Origin of the sequence: Sphingomonas aracearum, assembly GCF_003345355.1 — a bacterium.
In the GTDB taxonomy this organism is placed as follows: domain Bacteria; phylum Pseudomonadota; class Alphaproteobacteria; order Sphingomonadales; family Sphingomonadaceae; genus Sphingomonas; species Sphingomonas aracearum.
The window spans coordinates 1,155,981-1,177,694 of record NZ_QQNB01000001.1; the positions used below are offsets into that span (position 1 = coordinate 1,155,981).

Consider the following 21,714-nt stretch of genomic DNA (forward strand, 5'->3'; position numbering starts at 1 on the left):
GCCGTCAGGCGGGCGGGTCGCCGGCGGGTCGCTCGGTCCTGCCGCTGGTTCCGGTCACCACCTTTTCCAGCGCGCTGGCGAGATCGGCCTGGCGGAACGGCTTGGCAAGCTGCGGCAGGCCGATGTCGAGATTGCCGCCCGCATAGCCGGTGATGACCAGCACCGGCAGGCCGGGCTGCAACTTGCGGGCACGCTCCGCCAGCTCCGCACCGCTGATGCCGGGCATCATGTAATCGGTGACGATCGCGTCAGCGCCGATGCCGCCCGTCAGCTTGGCCAGCGCGTCGGCGCCGTTCTCCGCCTCGTGCACGACATGGCCGAGATCGCGCAGCATGTCCGCCGTGCCCGTGCGCACCAGTTCCTCATCATCCACCAGCAGGATGGTGCTGGGCGGCAGCCGGGTCGCATCGGTGGTGCCCGCCGACGGTGCCGGCGCCGCCTCCTCCTGCGCGACCCTCAGGTACAGGTCCGCGCACGTTCCCTCGCCGGGAGCGCTCGTCAGCACGAAGGCGCCGCCCAGCTGCGCCGCCAGGCCGTGCACCATGGACAGGCCAAGCCCGGTGCCCTTGCCCACTTCCTTGGTGGAATAGAACGGCTCGATGGCCCGGGCCAGCGTCGCCTCGTCCATGCCGGTGCCCGTGTCCGCGACCGACAGGCGCACATGCTCCTCCGCGCCCGCCGGAACCGCGCCGCGCTCGCCGGCGCCGCCGCGCGCCGCCGAAATGGTCAGCCGTCCGCCAGACGGCATCGCATCGCGCGCGTTCACGCACAGGTTCAGCAGCGCGAGCTCGAGCTGATTGGGGTCGGCGATCACCGCGGGCAGGTCGGGCTCGATGCGTATCTCCACCGCCACCGCCGCGCCCACCGAGCTGGCGACGAGATCGCGCATCCCCTCCACCAGCGTCAGCACGTCCACCGGCCGCGTTTCCAGCGCCTGGCGACGCGCAAAGCCGAGCAGCCGGCTCACCAGCACCCGGGCGCGCTCCGCCGACTGCAACGCCCCGCCGACGAGGCGCGCAGCGCGCTCGTCCGTGCCAAGGTAGCGCCGCGACAGCAGGTCGAGCGCGCCGGTGATCGGGGTCAGCAGGTTGTTGATGTCGTGCGCCACGCCGCCGGTCAGCTGGCCCAGCGTTTCCAGCTTCTGCGCTTCGTGCAGTTGCGCCGCGGCCAGCTCGCGCTCGGCAACGGCGTCTTCCACCCGCCGCTCCAGCGTCTCGTTCAGCTCGCGCAGGGCATTCTCCGCGCACCGGCGGGCGGTTGCGTCCTTGAACAGCACGGCCACCTGGCGCTTGCCCTGCGTTTCGATGCGAAAGGCGGAAAGCTCCAGATACCGTGCCGTTTCCGCCAGCTCGCGCTCGAAACGGATCGGCTCGCCGGTCAACAGGACGCCGCGGTAGATCGCGGCCCAGGCATCCGCCTCCGACGGCGACACGAACTCGCGCAGCCGCTTGCCGACGATGTCGGGCACCCCGGCATTGGCGGAATAGGCCGGATTGGCCTGCACATGCACATAATCGCTCAACGGACCGTGCGGCCCATCGAGGAAGTCGATGATGCAGAAGCCCTCGTCCATCGAATCAAACAGGGTGCGATAGCGTTCTTCGCTGTCGCGCAGCGCCAACAGCCGGGCCCGCGCCTCATATTGCCGTCGCCGCCCGCGCAACGCCGATCGCGCCAGGCTGACCAGCGTGGTCGGATGGAACGGGCGCTCCAGGAAGGTGACGTTGCCCAGCACCTCCAGGTGCCGCGCCGCCGCCGGATTGCGCTCCAGCCCGCCGCCGCGGCTCGTCAGCAGGATCACCGGCAGGTCGGACCATTCCTCCTGCTCGGCCAGCCAGACCGACAAGGGGTGCAGATCGCTTGTCGCGATCGCCTCCTCGGTGACCAGCAGGAAGGCCGCGCCATGGTCCAGCTCCCCGATCGCCGCCGCCAGCGAGGCGCAGATCGCCGCCTCGATCCCGGCCTCGCCGAGCATCGCCGCCGCGATGCCGGCGTCCCGCCCGCGCGGCGCCAGCACCAGGGCGCGTTCCGAGACGGTGGTGCGCCTCACGCGTCCCGTTGGTCCAACAGCTCGGCAGCGCCGAGAAGCTCCGGCACGCCGCGCAGGATGCCCTGGAACCCGATCAGCGGCTCGCCCAGCGTGACCCCGCGGCTGCCGATCTGATATTCGCGGATCGTGTCCTCGTGCGGGCCCGTCCGCTTCTTCACCACCGACATCGCCCGGCGCACACGGCCGCGCGCCTCGAAATAGCGCAACAGCACCACCGTGTCGGCCAGGTAGGTGACATCCACCGGCGCGCGCATGTCGCCCACCAGGCCGTGCTGCGCAACGGTCAGGAAGGTGGTGGCGCCCTGCCGGTTCAGGAACTGCAGCAGCTCGTGCATGTGCAGCACCAGCTCATGCTCTCCCGGCATCGCCGCCTGATAGCCGTTCAGGCTGTCGATCACCACCGTGCGCGCGCCATGCTCCTCCACGCAGGCGCGGACGCGGTGCGAGAATTCGCCCGGTGTGAGCTCCGCCGCATCCACCTGTTCCAGCGTCAACCGTCCCGCATCCATCATCGCCTGGAGATCGATGCCCAGCGCTTCTGCACGCCGCATGAGGAGGCCGATCTCCTCGTCGAACACGAACATCGCCGCATGCTCGCCCCGCTCCACCGCGGTCTTGATGAAGGTCAGGCACAGGATCGACTTGCCCGTGCCCGCCGGTCCCAGCACCAGCAAACTGGAGCCGCGTTCCACGCCGCCGCCCAGCAAGGCGTTCAGCTTGGCCGAGCCGGTGGCCAGCACGCCGCGGTCGAAATCGCCGCGATGCTCCGCCGATACCAGCCGCGGAAACACGCAAACGCCGCCATGCTGGATGGCCATGTCATGGTGCCCGCCGCGGAAATGCCGGCCGCGATACTTGATAACGCGGACCCGCCGCCGCTGCGCGCCGTAATCGGGCGCGAACTCGTCCAGCCGGATCACGCCGTGCGCCACCGAGTGAACCGTCTTGTCGTTCACGTCCGTGGTAAGGTCGTCCAGCATCAGCACGGTGGCGCCGCTCCTGGCGAAATAATGCTTCAGCGCCAGGATCTGGCGGCGATAGCGCAGCGAGCTTTGCGCAAGGAGACGGATCTCGGACAGGCTGTCCAGCACGACGCGCTCCGGCTGCACCCGCTCGAACATCTCGAAGATACGCCGGGTGGTCTCGCCGAGTTCCAGATCGGAGGAGTAAAGCAGGCTTTGCTGCTGCTCCTCGTCCAGCAGGCTTTCCGGCGGCACCAGCTCGTACAGATGGATGCCGTCCAGCGCCCAGCCGTGCGAAACGGCGGTTGCGCGCAACTCGTCCTCGGTTTCGGCGAGGGTGATGTACAGGCACCGTTCGCCCGCGGCGGCGCCGGCCAGCAGGAATTGCAGGGCGATGGTGGTCTTGCCGGTGCCCGGGCTTCCTTCCACCAGATAGGTGCGGTGGCGCTCCAGCCCCCCGGCCAGCACATCGTCCAGCCCGTCGATGCCGGTTTTCGCGTCCTGCGCCTTGCCCTCGTCCACAACCGCCCCCTTCCCGTCCGGATCATCGCCGCCGGCACGGCGGGAAACGGACGCGCGGCATATCGGCTCCCGCGGGGGACTTGTCGAGCCGACACGGCCATTTCATGCAGCAACCCGGCCCAGGCGTTACCGCCACGGACATTTCGGCCCGCAGCCAGCCGAGATCAGCGCGCGGGAGGAGCAGCCCCGTGGAAATCGGCTTCCACGATGGCCAGCCGCCAGCCGGGGGCAACCTGGTCCGCGCCGGTGTCTCCGGACTGTCGCGCACTGCTGAGCTCCACCACCTTGCCGAAGGCATCCACATCGGCGACCGCCGCCACCTGGCGGATGCGCAGCACCTGCCCGCGCGCGGCGGGGAAGGTGACATGCGCATAGCCCAGCGATCGCTCGGTCTCGCCGCGCCACACCTCGCGCCCGTCCAGCGTGATGCTGAGGCTGTAGGCGCGCGAACGCCAGCCCACGAGCTTCAGGTCGAGCGCGTTCAGCGCCACCGGGCTGTCGAACCGGTATTCGATCCAGGCATTGGCCGGCACGCCGTCGCTGGCCCAGTGCGTCAGCTCGTTGTCGTCGATGCTGCGCCCCGCCTCGGCGGTGTTGGCACCGGCGGTGACCGCGACCGGCTGGTAGGTGGCGCGCGTGACCCTGAACGAGGGCGTCAAAGGCGTCGGACCGCGCGTGGGCACCTGAGCGGGTCGGCGGATTGGCCTGACCACTTGAACTGCTCTACAGCTATCTGGCAGCACCAGCCACGCTGAACGCAGGCGCCCGGTCCGGGCCTCCCGCGAACAGCGTAGACCGGTCCTCCGTTCAGAACTTCGCGCCCAGCGTCACGAACATCTGCCGCGGATTGCCGTAGAAGGCGGTGGCCACGCCCTCGCGCCCCAGGGTCGGCGTGAGAGCGCCCGTGGGGGTGCGGATGATCTGCCCGGTGGCTGCATTGGCCGCAAGATACTGGTAGCCGCCGATCTTGTAGTGCCGGTCGGTGAGGTTCTTGCCGTGCAGGCCGATCGAATAGCGCCCGCCCTCGCCGAACGCATAGGTCAGGTTGGCGTCGATCAGCGTATAGCCCGGCTGGTCCAGGAACGGGCTGGCGACCTCGAACTGGTGCGTCAGGCTGCGATAGGCCGCCGTCGCATTGGCGTTCACCGATCCGTCGCCCACCGGCAGCGTCGCGTTCAGCGTGCCGGTCAAGGTCCACTCCGGCGTGTTCTGGAACACACGATAGTCGGCCACGTCCACGCCGGTCGGCCCGATGAAGCGGTTGTACTTCGCATCGAGATAGCCCAGCGCGCCCTGGAACCCGACCGACGAACCGATCCCCGCAAAGTCGCGCGCCAGGATCGCGGTGGTTTCCAGTTCCACGCCCTTGATCTTCGCCTTCGCCGCGTTGGTGGTGATGCCGCAGAAGCTCTGCACGCCGCTGGACAGGCACCCCACCGAGCCGGGCACCTGAACGTCGCTATAGTCGGAGTAGAAGCCGTCCAGCGCCCAGGTGAGCCGGCGATCGAACGCCGAGCCCTTCCAGCCCAGTTCGTAGCTCTTCACCGTTTCCGGATCGAACGACAGGAAGTCGTACCGGTCCTGATAGGTCTGCCCCGCCGCCGGGTTGCTGGCCGGCGCGATGTTGGCGGACCCGCGCGGATCGAAGCCGCCGCCCTTGAAGCCCTCGGAATACGAGGCATACAGCAGCATGTCCGCGCTCGGCTTCACGTTCAGCGAGGCGCGCGGCGTGAAGCGCTTGAAGTTCGCCTCTCCGCGGAAGTTGGTCAAGGGCGGCGTGCCGAGGAACGGCACGGGCGTGCCGCCGAACTCGGAAGACAGCCCGACATAGTTCGCCTTGAACACAAACGCCTTGCGCTGGTCCCAGGTATAGCGCCCGCCCAGCGAAAGGCTGACGGCCGGCGTGAAATCATAGGTAAAGTCGGCGAACACGGACGAGGTCTCCGTGCGCACGTCGCCCGCGGTATAGGCGTTGAAACCGGGCGCCGTGGTGAACAGCAGCACGTCGAAGCCGGTGCTCGCCTTGGCGCCGAGGTAGTAATAGCCGACCAGCCCGTTCAGCTTCTCGGACTTGTAGAGGAACTGGAATTCCTGGCTGGTCTGGTTGTTGCGATACACCGCCGGCACATCGACATCGACCGAGGCGGTCGCGTCGAAGTCGATCGGCGTGTAGCTGCGGTCCTCGCGATAGGCGCTGATCGAGCGGAACGTCAGGTGGTTCGTCAGGTCCGCCGAGACGGACATCGAGCCGCCGCCCGCCTTGATGTCGTTGCGCGGGTTGGCGAGCCCTGCATTGGTGTCGAACACGCTGGACAGCACCGGCGATCCGGTGAGCAGACCGGCGAACAGGCGGTATCCGTTGCGCGCATTGGACTGGTCGTGCGTGTAGTCGCCGGTCAGCCGGACGAACAGCCGCTTGTCGGGGCTCTCGAACTCCACCGTCCCGCGCGCGGCCCAGATGTCCTTGTTGTAATTGTCGATGCCCAGGAAACGGTTCTCGCCGAACCCTTCGCGGCTCAGCCGGGCGCCGGCCACGCCGATGCGCAGCATGGAGCCGATCGGCGTGGAGGCGCTGACCACGCCATCGGCCTGGTTGTAGCTGCCGTAGCTGGCGCGCACGTTCAGCTCGGGCGTATCGGACAGGCGGCGCGTCACATATTTCACCGCGCCGCCGATCGTGTTGCGCCCGTACAGCGTGCCCTGCGGCCCGCGCAGCACCTCGATCCGGTCCACATCGTAGATGTCGAGCACGGCGGCCTGCGGGCGGTTGAGGTACACATCGTCGAGGTAGATGCCGATGCCGGCCTCGAAGCCCGGCACCGGATCCTGCTGACCCACGCCGCGGATAAAGGCCGCCAACGTGGAGTTGGTCCCGCGCGCCGCCTTCAGCGTGATATTGGGCGATACGTTCTGCAGGTCGGTCAGGTCGATCGCGCCCTGCCGCTCCAGCGTCTCTGCCGTCAGCGCGGTGACGGCGATCGGCACGTCCTGCAATCGCTCGGCACGGCGGCGGGCGGTGACCACCACATCGCCGGTCGCGCCCTGATCCTCGGGGGTGGTCGCCTGGTCGCCATCGCTGGCCGCCGGTTGCGTGGTCGCCTCCGCCGTGGGCGGCACCGTCTGCTGCGCGGCCGCAGGCAGGGTGAAAGCGATGGTGGCGGCGCCAGCCAGAACGAGCGCGCGCGTGGAAACGATTCGAGCCAAAAATGCCTCCCTCTCCTGGGCGCCTCTTCCGGTTGAACCCGGCTTGTGCGCCCTTGTGCACCAGTTTACTGAAAGGTGAACCAGGTTTCAACTTGACTTTGTGGAGGGGGCAGAACGGTGGCGCAGCGTGGCGCGAATGCAACGGCGCCGGCGCAGGATGGCGCGCAAGGCCAGGGCAAGGCGCCCCGCACCGAGCGCGGACGCCGCACCATGCGCGCGTTGCTCGATGCCGCCGCCGCGGAGTTCGGCGAGCGCGGCTTCCATGAGGCCTCCATCAGCGGCATCACCCGGCGCGCCGGCGTCGCGCTGGGCAGCTTCTATACCTATTTCGACAGCAAGGACGCGGTGTTCCGCGCGCTCGTTTCCGACATGTCGGAGCGGGTTCGCGAACATGTCGCGCCCGCGATCCGCGAGGCGCCGGACCAGATCGCCGCCGAGCGGGCGGGCCTGCTCGAGTTCCTGCGCTTCGTTCGCGGGCACAAGGAAATCTACCGCATCATCGACGAGGCCGAGTTCGTCGATCCCGACAGTTTCCGACGTCACTATACGACCACCGCCGAGCGCATCGCCCAGCGCCTCGCCGCCGCCGCCGTGCGCGGAGAGGTGCGCGACGGGACCGGGGAGGTGGAGGCCTGGGCGATCATGGGCATGAACGTGTTCCTGGGGCTGCGCTACGGCGTGTGGGGCGAGGACGAGCCGCCGGAAGCGCTGGCCGATGCGGTCGCGAGATTGCTGGCGCAGGGATTGCGGCGCTAGACCGCTTCTGTCGCCGAGCGCGCGGCCCCCGCCCGCCGACATGGCCCGTTCGGCTCAGAAGGACGCTGCTTCGGCCATCACCGCGCAACCTGATGGGGAAAGCGCAAAATCGATTCCGTTTTCGGAATCGCCGCAGCGCACGTCCCCGGTCGAGCTTTGTGGCTGCGAGAAAAGGAGAAACTCGCACCATGACCAGATATCTCGTGGTAACGGCAGGTGTGGCGGTGTTGGCCGGCCTGTTCGGTTCGGCACCGGCGTTCGCGCAGCAGACCACCCAGTTCCAGGTCACCTTGACCATCCAGGCGGAGTGCCGGCTGACCTCCGCGTCCGATCTGGCGTTTGGCAACACGGGCGTGATCCAGGCGGCGATCACGTCCACCAGCAACATCGGCGTCCAGTGCACCAACACCACGCCCTATAACATCGGCCTCAATGCCGGGGCCGGCACCGGCGCCACCGTGGACGCGCGGCGCATGACGTCCGGCGCCGGGGCGACGGTCACCTATCAGCTGTTCCGCGATGCCGCGCGCACCCAGATCTGGGGCAACACGGCGGGCACCAACACGCTGGCGGGAACGGGCAACGGCGCCGTGCAGACGGTGCAGGTCTACGGCCTGGTGCCCGCACAGACGACCCCGGCCGCCGGCAGCTACACCGACACCGTCCAGGTGACGGTGACCTTCTGAACCGAAAGGGGTTCCATGAAGCTTGCAACACTGCTCGCCGCGGCGGCGCTGATCGCGCCGGGCGCGGCCTGGGCATCGGACATCCGGGTCGCACCGGTCGTTCTCGATCCCCTGCCGGGCGCACGAACGACGTCCCTCACGCTGGCCAATGCCGAGAAGAAGGCGGTGCGCGTGCAGGTGCGGGTGATGAAATGGTCGACGCGCAACGGCGTGGATGCGCTGGAGCCCACCAGCGACGTGGTCGCCAGCCCGCCCTTCGCCACCCTGTCGCCCGATCAGCAATATCTCGTCCGCGTGGTGCGCACGGCAAAGGCGGCGCCGGTGGGCGAGGAGTCCTACCGCGTTCTGGTGGACGAAGTGCCCGATCCGGCCGACTCCCGTCCCGGAACGGTCAAGCTGGTGGTGCGCCAATCGATCCCGGTCTTCTTCTCCGACCTGCCCAGGCGTGCGCCGAAGGTGGCGTGGAAGATCGAGCGGTCCGCGGCCGGGCCGGTGCTGGTCGGGCGCAACAGCGGCAACCGGCGTTTCCGGATCGCCGACCTCCAGGTGGAGGCAAATGGCAGGCAGATCGCGTCGCGCCGCGGCCTGGTAGGCTATGTGCTGGCGGGCTCCGAACTGCGGGTGCCGCTGGAAACACGCGAGGCGGTGCCTGCCGGCGCCGCCCTGAGGATCACTGCCGCGTCGGATGGCGGGCGCCTGGAGCTTCCTCTTGGTGCGCAGTCGGCGGGATGAACTTGCCTTCGGTTTCCTTGCCGCCGCCTGCTGGCTCCCCCTGGCCGCGCAGGCGCAGCAGCGCGGCACGGTGTCGGTGGGGGTCGCGGTGGATCCGGACGCCACGCCCCAGGCGCTGCAGCTCGAAGTCTACCTGAACGGCGCGCCGACCGGGTATGTCGCCTCCTTCAACCGGCGCGCGGACGGCACCTTCACCTCGCCCGCGATCGAACTGCAGACGGTGGGCGTCACGCTGCCGGAAGGCACAACCGAGAGCGAGGTGCCCTTGAACCGCATTCCGGGTCTTCGCTATTCCTATGACGAAGCCGCGCAGATCATGAGGCTGGTCGCGGGACCGACCCTGGACCGGCCGACGGTGATCGACGGCCGGCAGGGCGGGGCGGCGCAGCGGCTCGCGCCCAGCCGTCCGCCGCTCGGCGCGGTGATCGACTACACTTTCTTCGCGAGCGCCGACAACGGGCCGGGAGGCGCGCGGTTCGGCGGCGTATCCGGCGCCCTGGGGCTGCGTGTGTTCGGCGGGTTCGGGCTGGTGGAGAACACCGCCATCGCCGTCGCAGAGGGCGGCGGGCTGCGCACCACGCGCCTTTCCTCCACCTATTCCTACGAGGATGCGGGGCGGCTGCTGACCTTTCGCGCGGGCGACGTGATCAATGGCGGACTTGCGTGGAGCCGGCCGATCCGGATGGCCGGGCTGCAGCTTCAGCGCACGTTCGGGGTGCGCCCCGATCTGGTGACCACACCCGTGCCGCGCCTGTCGGGCAGTGCGGCAACACCGTCCATGCTCGATCTGTACATCGACGGGGTGAAGACGCTCTTGGCCGACGTGCCCAGCGGCCCCTATTCGATCGCTCACCCGCCCATCATCCAGGGCGCCGGACAGGCAACGGTGGTGGTGCGCGACGCGCTCGGCCGTGAAACGGTATCCACGACCGCCTTCTACGCTTCGCCGCAACTGCTCGCCCGCGGGCTGACCGATTTCAGCGCGGAGCTCGGCTTTGCCCGGCGCAGCTATGCTCTCCGGTCGAACGATTACGACCGGCGGATGATCGTCTCCGGATCGATGCGCCGCGGGCTTTCCGATCGGGTAACGGTGCAGGGGCATGTGGAAGCCGGCGCCGGACTGGCGCTGCTGGGCGGCGGAAGCGCGGTGAACGTCGCGGACGTGGCGCTGGTCTCGGTCGCCGGCGCGGTGAGCCGGGCGGGCGGCCATGGCGGCGGCCTGATCGACGTGGGACTGGAAACGCGCCGGCCCGGGGTTGCCGTGCTGCTGCGATCGATGCGCACGGTGGGGCGCTACGAGGATCTGGCCTCCCGCACGGCATCCTTCGGACCCGTTTTCGCGGTGGACCGCCGCATCTTCGGCGCCCCGCGCGAGGTGGACCAGTTCTCGCTGTCGGTGCCGATCCCGCGGAGCAGCGCTTCCGTAGGCATGAGCTTGGTGAACTCCAGAACCGCGAGCGGCGAACGCTATCGCCTGGGAAATCTGTCCGCCACCGCCAGTGCCGGGCCGTTGTCCCTGTTCGCCAGCGCCATCGCCAATCTGGAGGCAGGCGGATCGTTCGGCCTGTTCGTCGGGGCCAGCATGCCGCTGGGCGGACGCACCACGGCCACGGTTGGCGGCACGCTGTCGAACGGCCGGGTGTCGGGCTATGCCGAGCTGTCGCGTCAGGGCGCGCATGAGCCGGGCAGCTGGGGCTGGTCCCTCCGGGCGACGGACGGCAGCGAGCGGGAAGCGCATGCGATCGTGCGCCATTCCACCACCTTCGCGTCCTTCGAAGCGACCGCGCTGTACGCCGGCGGCACTGCGTCCGGCACCTTCCAGGCGGAAGGATCGGTCGCCTGGGTGGGCGGCGGGCTGCATGCCAGCCGCCGGCTCGATCAATCCTTCGCCGTGGTCGATGCAGGCGCCGCCGGCGTGCAGGTCTATCGGGAGAACAGGCTGGTGGGCACCACCGGGCGCTCGGGCCGGCTGCTGGTGCCGGATCTCGCGCCGTTCGAAAGCAGCTCGATCTCGATCGACCCCACCTCGCTGCCGGTGGATGCCCGCATCGAGAGCACGCATGCCGAGGCGGCGGCCTTCTCCCGTGTGCCGGTGGCGGTGAAGTTCGGCGTGTCGGAGCGTTCGGACATGGCTCTCGTGCAATTGCTCGGTCCGTCCGGCGCGCCGCTCGAGCTGGGCTCCGTCGTGTCGCGCGAGGGCCAGCCGGACGACGTGGTCGGCTATGACGGCGCGGCGTTCCTCGGCAGCCTCCGGGCGCGAAACGAGGTGATCGTCACCGATCCGGCGGGTGGCCGGTGCCGCGCCAGCTTCCCCTTCTCTCCCCGAAAGGGAGAGCAGGTGCGGATCACGGCAACCTGCGCGCCGATCGCGGGGACGGCGCCATGAAGAAGATGGCGCTGATCCTTGTCGCCCTGGCCGCGGCTCTCTTTCTCTTTCCTCGGCCTGCGAGCGCGCAAACCTGCTCGGCGACGATCTCCAGCGTGGATTTCGGCGCGCCCTCGCTTCTGGCAAGCGCCGCCACCGACGTCACGGCGACCGTGGCCGTGACCTGCACGAACATCCCGCTGCTCAACGCGGTCAAGCTTTGTCCCGGCATCGAGGCGGGCAGCGGGGGCGCGGACGCGTCCGCCCGCCTCCTCACCGGGCCGTCGGGAACCCTGCGCTACCAGCTGTACCAGGATGCCGCCCGGACCCAGGCCTGGGGTTCGGTGGACAATGCCACCCTGGGCACGGTGCCCGCGATCATCCTGTCGCCGCTGCTGTCCGGCTCGGCCACCGCGACCCGGACGCTTTATGCCCGCCTGTTCGGCGGGCAGGCGAGCGCAGCGCCCGGTTCCTATCGGTCGAGCTTCACCGGGAACGCGACGATGTTCACCTATGCGACGGCGCTGCTCGGTGCGAGCTCCACCTGCACCGGCTTCGTCGGCACCGCCACGATCCGGCCGACCTTCACCGTCGGCGCCGATCCGGCCAAGGGCTGCACGATCACGGCCGGTGCGTTGACCTTCCCCGCGACCGGCATCCTCCGCTCGCCGGTCACCGCGCAGAGCCAGCTTGCGGTTACGTGCACCAGCCAGACCGGCTATTCGATCCAGCTGGATGCCGGCCGCAACCCCGACGCCGGCGGAACGCGGCGGATGAAGGCGCCTTCCGGAAGCCTGATCTCCTACCAGCTGTTCCGGGACGCCGCGCGTACCGCCGCTTGGGCGGGCTCCACGCAGGCGGCCACCGGCACGGGCACCGGAAGCACGCAGCAGTTCACCGTCTATGGGCGCGTTCCGGCCCAACTCACCCCGGAACCGGCGACCTATTCGGATACGGTGGTCGTGACCGTCACCTACTGAGCGCATGCATGCAGCGCGCCGCCGGACCGGCCTGCGCATTCGCAAGGCTGTTCATCCCTCCCGGAACGGGATGCAGTGCGGAAGGTTCAGGGCAGCGGGAGGAGACGTCATGCGCGCACGAACGAACGGGCTGATCCTGGCGGGTGCCGCCGCGGCCGCGGCCGGCCTCTGGGCGCTGTCGCGCGGCGGGCGCGACCAGGACGATCCGGCGGGCCGTCTCCGCGCGACCTACCCGCCGCTGGACGTCCCCAAGCCCTTTGCCGAGGGGATCTGGATCGTCGACAGCGGCCCGATGAACGCCATGGGGCTGGAGTTGCCGATCCGGATGACGATCTTCCGGCTGGCAAGCGGCGACCTGCTCCTGCACTCTCCCACGCCCTGGTCGCCTGGGCTGGCCAAGTCGGTGGCGGCGCTCGGGCCGGTGCGCCATTTGGTGGCGCCCAACATCGCCCATTGGACGTTCCTCGCCGACTGGCAGCGCGCCTTTCCCGAGGCGACCAGCTGGGCCGCGCCCGGCTTGCGGGACCGCGCCCAGGTTCGCGCATCCGACGTGCGCATCGATGCCGAGCTGGGCGACACGCCGCCCGCCGAATGGGCCGACACGCTCGACCAGGGCGTCGTTGCCGCCGGGGCGGGCTTCAACGAGGCCTGGTTCTTTCACCGGCAGACCCGCACGCTCGTGCTGGTCGACCTGATCGAAAATCTCGATCCCGCCAGGCTGCCGCCGCTGGCGCGATTGTTGATGCAGGCCGCCGCCGCCACGCGCGGCACCACCGCCCGCTACCTCCGCCTGCCGGTGCGACTGGGCGGGGACCAGGCGCGAGCGGCCATCGCGAAGATCGTTGCGCTGGAGCCGGAGCGGGTGCTCTTCGCCCATGGCGGCCTCTTCGAAGGCGACGGTGCGACAAAGCTCCGGCATGCCTTCCGCTGGCTGCTCGACTGAGGCCGGTCGACCTCGCCGGGCGCGACGGGCATCGATCCACGGCACCGGACTATCGCGGCCGAATCGACCGCACGATCATCGTGGTGACGGCCGCGCGCCGGGAGGAGAAGGAGCGGCGGTGAAAGCCCGCCCGCTACGGCGGTTCACCCGCCGGATGTAGATTGGTCGGGGCGACAGGATTCGAACCTGCGACCCCCACACCCCCAGTGTGATGCGCTACCAGGCTGCGCTACGCCCCGACCGAGGGCGCGGCTCTACGCCCGCCGCGCGCCGGATGCAACCCGCCAGAGCCGGTGCGGGGCGCCAAACGTTGCACGCGCGCGGCAAGGATGGTAGCGCCCCCGGCTTGAACGACCGGGACGCCAAGATCCCGCGCGCCACCTTTTCTCCAGGACACCATGTTCGCCATTCTCGCCTCCGCAAGCTCCGCCGGCGCGCCGGCCAATGGCGGCATCGCCGGCCTGCTGCTCAATTTCGGGCCGCTGCTGCTCGTCTTTGTCGCCTTCTACTTCCTGATGATCCGCCCGCAGCAGCGCCGCATGCGCTCGTTGCAGACGGCCGTGTCCAACGTGAAGAAGAACGATTCGGTGGTCACCGCCGGCGGCATCCTGGGCAAGGTCACCAAGGTGGAGGACGCCACCGTCGAGGTGGAGATCGCGCCCAACACCCGCGTGCGCGTGGTCAAGGCGACGTTGACCGAGGTGCAGCCGGCCGGCGGCACCAAGCCTGCCAACGACTGAGCGCGCAATGCTTGATTTCCCGCGCTGGAAGGTCGTCTCGATCTTCGTCGTGCTTGCCGCCTTGATGGCGCTGGCCATTCCCAGCTTCCTGCCCGAGCGGATCACGGAGCGCTGGCCGGTGAAGGCGCCGCGCATCAATCTCGGCCTCGATCTTGCCGGCGGCAGCTACCTGCTGCTGGAAGCGGACACCGACGACCTCGCCGGCTCCCGGCTGGAAACGATGCGCGACCAGGTGCAGGCCGAGATGCGGCGCAACCAGCCGCGCATCGAGATCGGCGACATCTCCACCCGCGGCGGCCAGCTGAGCTTCCTGCTGCGCGACCCCACCCAGGTGGACGCCGCGCGCGAGCGGTTGCTGGCGATCACCGGCTCCGGCGCGGGGATGACCGGCCAGCGCCAGTGGGACATCAGCGTCGTCGACACCAGCCGCTTCATCGTCAAGCCGACCCAGGCCGGTCTCCAACAGGCGCTGGACGTGGCGATGGAAACCGCCACCGAAGTGGTGCGCAAGCGCATCGACGCGCTGGGCACGCGCGAGCCGACGATCATCCGCCAGGGCACCAACCGCATCGTCGTGCAGGTGCCCGGCCTGCAGGACCCCCAGGCGCTGAAGACCCTGCTGGGCAAGACCGCCAAGCTGGAGTTCAAGCTGGTCGACCCCACCGCCGATCCGGCGCAGCTGGTGAAGGGGCAGGCGCCCATCGGCAGCCAGGTGCTGAAATATCCGGGCAATCCGCAGGGCATTCCGTTCATCGCGGTGAAGCGCTCGGCGATCATCCAGGGCTCGGACGTGGTGGATGCGCAGCAGAGCTTCGAGCCGCAGACCAATGCGCCAATCGTCGACATCACCTTCAACAGCCAGGGCGGGCGCAAGTTCGCGGTGGTGACGCAGGCCAATGCCGGCAAGCAGTTCGCGATGATCCTCGACAACGAGGTGATTTCCGCGCCGTCGATCGACGAGCCGATCCTCGGCGGCAAGGCGATGATCCGCGGCAGCTTCACCGTGGAAAGCGCCAACGAGCTGGCCATCGCCCTGCGCTCGGGCAAGCTCGACGTGCCGCTGAAGGTGGTGGAGGAATCCACCGTCGGTCCGGAGCTTGGCGCCGACTCGATCCGCTCGGGCATCCTCGCCTCCGCCGTCGCGGTGGCGCTGGTGGTGGCGTTCATGTTCGTCACCTATGGCCGCTTCGGCGCCTATGCGAACATCGCCGTGGTCATCAACGTGTTCGTGATCCTGGGCGTGCTGGCGGTGCTCAACGGCACGCTGACGCTGCCGGGCATTGCCGGCTTCGTGCTGACCATCGGCACCGCGGTGGACGCCAACGTGCTCATCAACGAGCGCATCCGCGAGGAGCGCCGCCGCGGGCGCAGCGTGCTGCAGTCGGTGGAGCTCGGCTACAAGGAGGCCAGCCGGACGATCTTTGAGGCGAACGTGACGCATGCCATTTCCGGCATCATCATGTTCGTGTTCGGATCGGGGCCGGTGAAGGGTTTTGCCGTTGTCCTGCTGATCGGCATCGCCACGTCCGTGTTCACCGCCGTCACCTTCACGCGCATGCTGGTGGTGCTGTGGGTACGCAAGAACCGCCCGCAGACGATCAACATCTGAGCGGAAGAAGAACCATGAAACTGCTCAAGATCGTTCCCGACAACACCAATTTCGACTTCGTCCGCCTGCGCGGCTGGGCGTTCGGGCTGACGCTGGCGCTCAGCCTGATCGCGATCGGGCTCACCGCCTGGCACGGGCTCAACCTCGGCGTGGACTTCCGCGGCGGCCTGATGATCGAGGAGAAGTTCCCTTCCACCCCGCCGCTGGACAAGGTCCGCTCGGTGGTCGACGGGCTCGGCGTCGGCGAGGCGAACCTCCAGCTGGTCGGCGACAACCACACCGTCGCCATCCGCCTGCCCGCACAGGAAGGCGGCGACGAGGGCGCCACCAACGCCGTGGTCCGCAAGGTGGAGACCGCGCTCGGCCAGCAGTTCCCGGGCGCCACGTTCAGCCGTTACTCCACCGTTTCCGGCAAGGTTTCGGACGAGCTGAAGTGGAAGGGCGGCCTGGCCGTGCTGTTCGCGATCCTGGGCATCGGCCTGTTCGCGATCTTCCGCTTCGAATGGCAGTTCGGCGTCTCCACCGTGGTGGCGATCGTGCACGACCTGCTGATGACGCTGGGCTTCTTCGCGCTGACCCAGTTCGACGTGGACATCAACATCATCGCCGCCGGGCTCACCATCATCGGCTATTCGATCAACGACAAGATCGTGATCGACGACCGCATCCGCGAGAACATGCGCCGCTATCGCAAGATGGACATGCGCGAGATCATCAACCTGTCGGTGAACGAAACGCTGCCGCGCACTGTGATGACCTCGCTCACCATCCTGCTGGCGCTGGCCGCGCTGCTGGTGCTGGGCGGCCATGTGCTGCGCGGATTCACCGCGGCGATGATCCTGGGCATCGTGGTGGGCACCTATTCGTCGATCTACGTGTCGTCCTCCCTGCTCATCACGCTGGGGCTGCGCGCCGATCCGGCCAAGGAGATCGCCGCGGCCGAGGCGAAGGGCGCACGGCCGGCGCGGGATCTTCCCTGATGCGCATGGACCGGACACCCGGCCAGGGGCTGGTGATATCCGGCCTCAGCCCCGCCGGGTTCCGGATCGACGACGGAGTCTACCACGCGCTGCTGATGACGCCCGAGCGTGCCGACGGCTGGACGCCGCCTCCGCTCGACGCGCTGACGACAGCGGACCTGGCATCGCTGCTGGCGCTCGATCCCGCGCCGGAGTTCCTGCTGATCGGCACCGGCCCGCGGCTGGTCCGCCCTGCCCCCGCGCTGGTGCAGGAGCTGGAAGGCCAGGGCATCGGCGTGGAGGCGATGGACAGCCGTGCCGCCGCCCGCGCCTGGGGCGTGCTACGCGCCGAAGGCCGCTGGATCGGCGCCGCGCTTTATCCGCACAGCTGAGCGTTCCCTGCGTCGCAGCGCGAGCGTCGCGCCTCGACCAGTGCCGACAGATGCTCGACCAACGCCGCGGTGTTCGCGGCCCAGGTGAAGCGCGCAGCGCCCCGGCGCACCGCTTCCTGCGGGGACGGGTTGGAGAGCAGTTCCGCAATCGCGCGCGCAAAGCCATCCGCCGAACGCTCGGCAATGCGCCCGTACGCCGGATCGGTCAGCACCTCGCGCGCGCCGCCGGCCTCCGTGATGACGATCGGCGTGCCGCATGCCAGCGCCTCGACCCAGGCATTGGCGAGCCCCTCCGATGCGGAAGCGAGCGCCATCACGTCCGCCGCGGCGAACAGCGCCGGCAGATCGCCGTGTCGCACCGGCCCGAGCAGACGCACACGGTCGCCCACGCCCAGCCGGTCGATCAGCGCCTCCAGCGCCGCCCGCTCCTCGCCTTGTCCCGCAATCAGCAGCGACACGCCCGGTAGCCGCGCCACCGCCTCGATCACCACCTGATGCCCCTTGCGCGCGATCAGCGCGCCGACCGAAACCACCAGCGGCCCCGAAACGTCCCATGCCCGTTTGGCCGCCGCGCGGTCCTGCGGCACGAAGATGTCCTGGTCCACGCCGGTCTGGTGCACCCGGATGCGCTCGCGCGGCAGGCCGATCGCCGCCATGTCCTCGCGCATGGCCCCGGACACGGCGAGCAGGCCATCGGCCCGCCGCCCCGCCCCCCGCACCTGCACGCCGACGCCGGGCTCGTGCCCCCATTTGTGAATATCGGCGCCGCGCGCCTTGACCGACACCGGCACGCCCAGTTCCGCCCCCAGCGCGACGGCGGCGGGGCCATCGGGAAAGAAGAACTCCGCATCGATCACATCGAACGGAAAGCGGCTGCGGATCTCGGCCAGCAGCGGCCGCAACCGATGGACCAGCGCCCCGACGTGGAAGCGGCCGCCCGCGCCCGGCACCGTCAGGAAGCGTGGACGATGGACGGACAGCCCGCGCCATTCCTCGTGGTCCGGCACCTCGGAAAAGGCGCGGAACCGCTTCAGCGTGCAGAACGGCCAGGCGGGAAGCCCGATCGGTGCGACCACCTGCACCTCGACCCCGGGGTGCGCCGCCAGCCCGCGCGTCTGCCGTTCGACAAAGATGCCGAAGTTCGGCCGCGTGGCGTCCGGAAACAGGGTGGCGAGGGTGAGCACGCGAAGCACGCCGCCGGCTCTACCCCGCCGGGGTTAAGCGCTTCTTGCGCTCAGATCCGCCGCGTGCCCGGATAGGCGAAGAGGAGGTCGGCATCGGCCGAGGCATGGAGGTGCTCCGTGCCGGTCACCGTCACGCACTCCCCCGCCTTCCAGGCGACGCCGGCCACCGCGCCCTCGCCCCGGATCGGCACCAGCCAGCCGGTGACGCCTTCGGGCAGCGCGATGTCGCGGTCGCCGCCGCTCCACCGCTCCAGCACGAACTTCGGGCCTTCCACCTCGATCCTCCGGCCCGGCTCCACCACGCCCGGCCGGGCCGGCGCCAGATAGGGGGTCAGGTGAGCGACATCGACGCCGTCCTTTAGGTGCAGTTCGCGATCGCTGCCGTAATCGTAGAGGCGGTAGGTGGTGTCGCTGTTCTGCTGCACCTCGATCAGCGTCAGCCCGCCGCCGATCGCGTGCACGGTGCCGCTGGGCGCGTAGTAGAAGTCGCCCGCCTTTACCGGCTTCCAGTCCAGCTTCTGCTCGATCGAGCCGTCCATCGCGCTTTCGCGCAGCTCGTCGGCGGTCATTTCCTTCAGCGGGCCGATCGCGATCGTGGAGTCCGGCTCGGCCGCCAGGATCGTCCAGCATTCGTCCTTGCCGCGCGGCAGGCCCCGCTTGTGCGCCTCCTCGTCCGAGGGGTGGTCCTGCACCGACAGCTTCTGGCTGGTGAACAGGTATTTGATGAGCAGCGCGTCCTGTTCCGGGTGCGGCGACTGGAACCACACCTCCCCGATCGGCTCGCCGCCGGGCGCGGGATCGGCAAAGCCGGGGAACAGCTGGTGCCGGCCCCAGGGCTTTTCGACGCGGCGGGTCGCGAGCAGGGTGGCGGGCATTCGGTCCTCCGGTGCAGGGGGTGTTTCGAGATCGAAACGGTATAGCCGCGCCAACGCCCCAGCTGAACATCCGTTCACGCGAAAATCGTTGTTCGTGCCGCAGCCGCTGGGCTATGGCTGCGGGCCTATGGCCATTGCCCCGTTCCGCTCGCCCGTGCTGCGTGCCACCACCTTCCTGCTTCTCGCTGCCGCGGCGCTGCCGATGGCGGCGTGCTCCACCAGTCGCGGGCGCACGGACATCCCCTATGTGGCGCGTGACGTCGGCACGCTCTATTCCGCGGCCAAGAAGCGGCTGGACCAGGGCCGCTACAAGGAAGCGGCGCAGCTGTTCGACGAGGTGGAGCGGCAGCATCCCTATTCCGTCTGGGCCCGCCGCGCGCAGGTGATGAGCGCGTTCAGCTATTATCTCGATCACGATTACACCAAGGCGATCGAGAACGCGCAGCGCTTCCTGGCGGTGCACCCGGGCAACCGCGATGCCGCTTACGCCTATTACCTCGTTGCGCTGAGCTATTACGAGCAGATCAGCGACGTCACCCGCGACCAGAAGATCACGCAGCAGGCGCTGGATGCGCTGGGCGAGCTGATGCGCCGCTATCCCAACACCCGCTATGCGGCCGACGCGCGGCTGAAGATCGACCTCGTGCGCGATCACCTCGCGGGCAAGGAAATGGAGATCGGCCGCTTCTACGAATCCCGCGGCCAGTGGCTCGCGGCGACCCTGCGCTTCCGCAAGGTGGTGGACGATTACCAGACCACCACGCACGCGCCCGAGGCGCTGATGCGGCTGACCGAGACGTACCTCGCGCTGGGCGTGCATGACGAGGCGCAGAAGGCCGCGGCGGTGCTGGGCGTCAATTACCGCGGCAGCGACTGGTACGAGCGCGCCTACAAGCTCGTTCAGGAGCATCCCAAGAGCGACGCACCGCCCTCCCCGCTCGTTCCCGGGCAGAAGATCGCACCGGGCTCCTCCGCGATCCCCGCCCAGGATGCCGGTCGCCAGGCGCCGGGCTCCGCCAGCCCCAACAGCTGAGCCGATCAAAAGAACGATACCGGAACACGATATTCTGCGATAAGGGCGGCGGACCGATGCTGACCGCGCTTTCCATTCGTGATGTGGTGCTGATCGAGGCGCTGGACCTGGAGTTCGGCGACGGCCTTGGCGTGCTGACCGGCGAGACGGGCGCCGGCAAGTCGATCCTGCTCGATGCGCTGGGGCTGGCGCTGGGCGCGCGGGGAGACGCGGGGCTGGTGCGCTCCGGCGCCGCCCAAGCGGTGGTCAGCGCCACGTTCGACATGCCGCATGCCGAAGGGCCGATCGCCTCGCTGCTGGCGCAGAACGGGCTGGAGATCGAGCCGGGCGAGCCGCTGATGGTGCGCCGCCTCGTCAAGGCTGATGGCGGCAGCCGCGGCTTCGTGAACGACCAACCCGCTTCCGCCGGCTTCCTGCGCGAGCTGGGCGCCCTGCTGGTCGAGATCCACGGCCAGCATGACGAGCGCGGCCTGCTCAACCCCCGCGGGCACCGCGCCCTGCTCGACACGTTCGGGCGCATCGATGCCGGCCCCGCTGCCCAGGCCTATCATGCCTGGCGCGAGGCGGAGGGGGCGCTGGCGGCGCAGCGTGCGGCGATCGACACTGCGGCGCGCGACCGCGAATGGCTGGAACATGCGGTCGCCGAACTGCGCGCGCTCGCGCCGGAGCCGGGCGAGGAGGAGACGCTCGCGGAACGGCGCCGCTCCATGCAGCGCGCGGCGAAGGCGGCGGAGGATCTGACCGCCGCTAGCGACTATCTCGAAGGCTCCACCGGCGGGCTCGCGCAACTGCGACAGGCCGCGCGGGTGCTGGAACGCATCGCGCCGGACCATGCTGCGCTGGCCGAAGCGCTCGCCGCGGTGGACCGCGCGGTGATCGAGGGCGCCGTGGCGGAGGACAAGCTGCGCGAGGCGAAGACCGACCTGTGGTTCGATCCCTCCGCCCTCGAGGATGACGAGGCGCGTCTTTTCGACCTGCGCGGCATGGCGCGCAAGCACCGGGTGCAGCCGGACGATCTCGCTGCGCTCGCCGCCGAGCTTGAAGAGCGGCTCGCCCAGCTGGAGGCGGGCGAGGAAGGCATGGCCGCGCTGGAAGCCAGGCTCGCCACGGCGCGCGGAGCATTCAACAAGGCCGCCGAGGCGCTCACCGTGCAGCGCCATGCCGCCGCCGTCCGGCTCGACGCGGCGGTTGCCGGCGAACTGGCGCCATTGAAGCTGGATGCCGCCCGCTTCCGCACCGTGGTGGCGCCGCTCGGAACGGACCAGGCGTCGCCGACGGGGCTCGACCGGGTGGAGTTCGAGATCGCCACCAACCCCGGCGCCCCGTTCGCGCCGCTGATGAAGATCGCGTCGGGCGGCGAACTCTCGCGCTTCATCCTGGCGCTCAAGGTCGCGCTGGCGGAGGAAGGCGGCGCGGCGACCATGATCTTCGACGAGATCGATCGCGGGGTCGGCGGCGCGGTCGCCTCGGCGATCGGCGATCGCCTCGCCCGGCTGGCGCGGCGTACGCAGCTGCTGGTGGTGACGCACAGCCCGCAGGTGGCGGCGCGCGGCGCGGCTCACCTCCTCATCGCCAAGTCGAGCGACGGCACCGTCACCCGCACCGGCGTCACCGCGCTTGACGAGGACGCGCGGCGGGAGGAGATCGCCCGCATGCTGTCCGGCGCCACCATCACTCCCGAAGCGCGCGCGCAGGCCGATCGCCTGCTCGAATCCGCCTAAT

Annotated in this window: 18 protein-coding genes and 1 tRNA gene; 12 read left to right on the forward strand and 7 right to left on the reverse strand. The window is 69.4% G+C overall.

The window, feature by feature from the left end; all coding sequences use genetic code 11:
* Nucleotides 1–4: 4 nt before the first annotated feature.
* The 4 genes from DVW87_RS05620 to DVW87_RS05635 form a co-directional block, all read right to left on the reverse strand.
* On the reverse strand, nt 5–2,050 hold the full coding sequence (locus DVW87_RS05620) for a hybrid sensor histidine kinase/response regulator (protein ID WP_239017766.1): 2,046 nt from the start codon (nt 2,048–2,050) through the stop codon (nt 5–7).
* Nucleotides 2,047–3,534 carry an ATPase domain-containing protein gene (locus tag DVW87_RS05625; RefSeq protein ID WP_239017767.1) on the reverse strand — a complete coding sequence of 496 codons (1,488 nt, stop codon included), beginning with the start codon at nt 3,532–3,534 and terminating at the stop codon, nt 2,047–2,049. The genes DVW87_RS05620 and DVW87_RS05625 overlap by 4 nt, the downstream gene beginning before the upstream one ends.
* 164 nt (nt 3,535–3,698) lie before the next feature.
* Complete coding sequence (locus DVW87_RS05630; RefSeq protein ID WP_114686710.1) at nt 3,699–4,217, reverse strand: hypothetical protein; 519 nt, start codon at nt 4,215–4,217, stop codon at nt 3,699–3,701.
* 124 nt (nt 4,218–4,341) lie between these two features.
* A complete protein-coding gene (locus DVW87_RS05635) occupies nt 4,342–6,738 on the reverse strand; it encodes a TonB-dependent receptor (RefSeq protein WP_239017768.1) in 2,397 nt (798 codons plus the stop codon).
* Nucleotides 6,739–6,855: 117 nt separating this feature from the next.
* On the opposite strand from DVW87_RS05635, the gene DVW87_RS05640 reads away from it, so the two are divergent.
* The 6 genes from DVW87_RS05640 (at nt 6,856) to DVW87_RS05665 (ending at nt 13,200) form a co-directional block, all read left to right on the forward strand.
* A complete protein-coding gene (locus tag DVW87_RS05640) occupies nt 6,856–7,494 on the forward strand; it encodes a TetR/AcrR family transcriptional regulator (protein ID WP_239017769.1) in 639 nt (212 codons plus the stop codon).
* Nucleotides 7,495–7,682: 188 nt separating this feature from the next.
* Complete coding sequence (locus tag DVW87_RS05645; RefSeq protein ID WP_114686711.1) at nt 7,683–8,180, forward strand: Csu type fimbrial protein; 498 nt, start codon at nt 7,683–7,685, stop codon at nt 8,178–8,180.
* Nucleotides 8,181–8,195: 15 nt separating this feature from the next.
* Complete coding sequence (locus DVW87_RS05650) at nt 8,196–8,912, forward strand: fimbrial biogenesis chaperone (RefSeq protein ID WP_114686712.1); 717 nt, start codon at nt 8,196–8,198, stop codon at nt 8,910–8,912.
* Nucleotides 8,866–11,298: a fimbria/pilus outer membrane usher protein gene (locus DVW87_RS05655; protein ID WP_114686713.1), complete on the forward strand. Its 2,433-nt coding sequence runs from the start codon at nt 8,866–8,868 to the stop codon at nt 11,296–11,298. The genes DVW87_RS05650 and DVW87_RS05655 overlap by 47 nt, the downstream gene beginning before the upstream one ends.
* Nucleotides 11,295–12,257 carry a Csu type fimbrial protein gene (locus DVW87_RS05660; RefSeq protein ID WP_114686714.1) on the forward strand — a complete coding sequence of 321 codons (963 nt, stop codon included), beginning with the start codon at nt 11,295–11,297 and terminating at the stop codon, nt 12,255–12,257. Before DVW87_RS05655 ends, DVW87_RS05660 begins: the two co-directional genes overlap by 4 nt.
* Before the next feature lie 109 nt (nt 12,258–12,366).
* The gene (locus tag DVW87_RS05665) at nt 12,367–13,200 is read left to right on the forward strand and encodes a DUF4336 domain-containing protein (protein WP_114686715.1); all 834 of its coding nucleotides are present in this window, start codon (nt 12,367–12,369) and stop codon (nt 13,198–13,200) included.
* A gap of 162 nt (nt 13,201–13,362) precedes the next feature.
* Here DVW87_RS05665 and DVW87_RS05670 read toward each other — a convergent pair.
* Nucleotides 13,363–13,439, reverse strand: a tRNA-Pro gene (locus DVW87_RS05670).
* A 159-nt stretch (nt 13,440–13,598) separates the two neighbouring features.
* On the opposite strand from DVW87_RS05670, the gene yajC reads away from it, so the two are divergent.
* Genes yajC through DVW87_RS05690 form a run of 4 tightly spaced genes read left to right on the forward strand, consistent with a single transcriptional unit; the run spans nt 13,599 to nt 16,900 of the window.
* The gene (yajC, locus tag DVW87_RS05675; protein ID WP_114686716.1) at nt 13,599–13,940 is read left to right on the forward strand and encodes a preprotein translocase subunit YajC; all 342 of its coding nucleotides are present in this window, start codon (nt 13,599–13,601) and stop codon (nt 13,938–13,940) included.
* Between the two features lie 7 nt (nt 13,941–13,947).
* Nucleotides 13,948–15,549: a protein translocase subunit SecD gene (gene secD, locus DVW87_RS05680; RefSeq protein WP_114686717.1), complete on the forward strand. Its 1,602-nt coding sequence runs from the start codon at nt 13,948–13,950 to the stop codon at nt 15,547–15,549.
* Nucleotides 15,550–15,563: 14 nt separating this feature from the next.
* Nucleotides 15,564–16,529: a protein translocase subunit SecF gene (secF, locus tag DVW87_RS05685; protein WP_114686718.1), complete on the forward strand. Its 966-nt coding sequence runs from the start codon at nt 15,564–15,566 to the stop codon at nt 16,527–16,529.
* Complete coding sequence (locus DVW87_RS05690; RefSeq protein ID WP_114686719.1) at nt 16,529–16,900, forward strand: Mth938-like domain-containing protein; 372 nt, start codon at nt 16,529–16,531, stop codon at nt 16,898–16,900. The genes secF and DVW87_RS05690 overlap by 1 nt, the downstream gene beginning before the upstream one ends.
* On the opposite strand, the gene DVW87_RS05695 is transcribed toward DVW87_RS05690, so the two are convergent.
* On the reverse strand, nt 16,885–18,093 hold the full coding sequence (locus DVW87_RS05695) for a glycosyltransferase (RefSeq protein ID WP_114686720.1): 1,209 nt from the start codon (nt 18,091–18,093) through the stop codon (nt 16,885–16,887). The genes DVW87_RS05690 and DVW87_RS05695 overlap by 16 nt on opposite strands.
* Nucleotides 18,094–18,134: 41 nt before the next feature.
* Complete coding sequence (locus DVW87_RS05700; RefSeq protein ID WP_114686721.1) at nt 18,135–18,959, reverse strand: class I mannose-6-phosphate isomerase; 825 nt, start codon at nt 18,957–18,959, stop codon at nt 18,135–18,137.
* A 127-nt stretch (nt 18,960–19,086) separates the two neighbouring features.
* Between DVW87_RS05700 and DVW87_RS05705 the strand changes: the two genes are divergently transcribed.
* Complete coding sequence (locus DVW87_RS05705) at nt 19,087–19,992, forward strand: outer membrane protein assembly factor BamD (RefSeq protein WP_114686722.1); 906 nt, start codon at nt 19,087–19,089, stop codon at nt 19,990–19,992.
* Nucleotides 19,993–20,048: 56 nt separating this feature from the next.
* Nucleotides 20,049–21,713 carry a DNA repair protein RecN gene (recN, locus tag DVW87_RS05710; RefSeq protein ID WP_114686723.1) on the forward strand — a complete coding sequence of 555 codons (1,665 nt, stop codon included), beginning with the start codon at nt 20,049–20,051 and terminating at the stop codon, nt 21,711–21,713.
* The last annotated feature ends 1 nt before the right edge of the window (nt 21,714 follow it).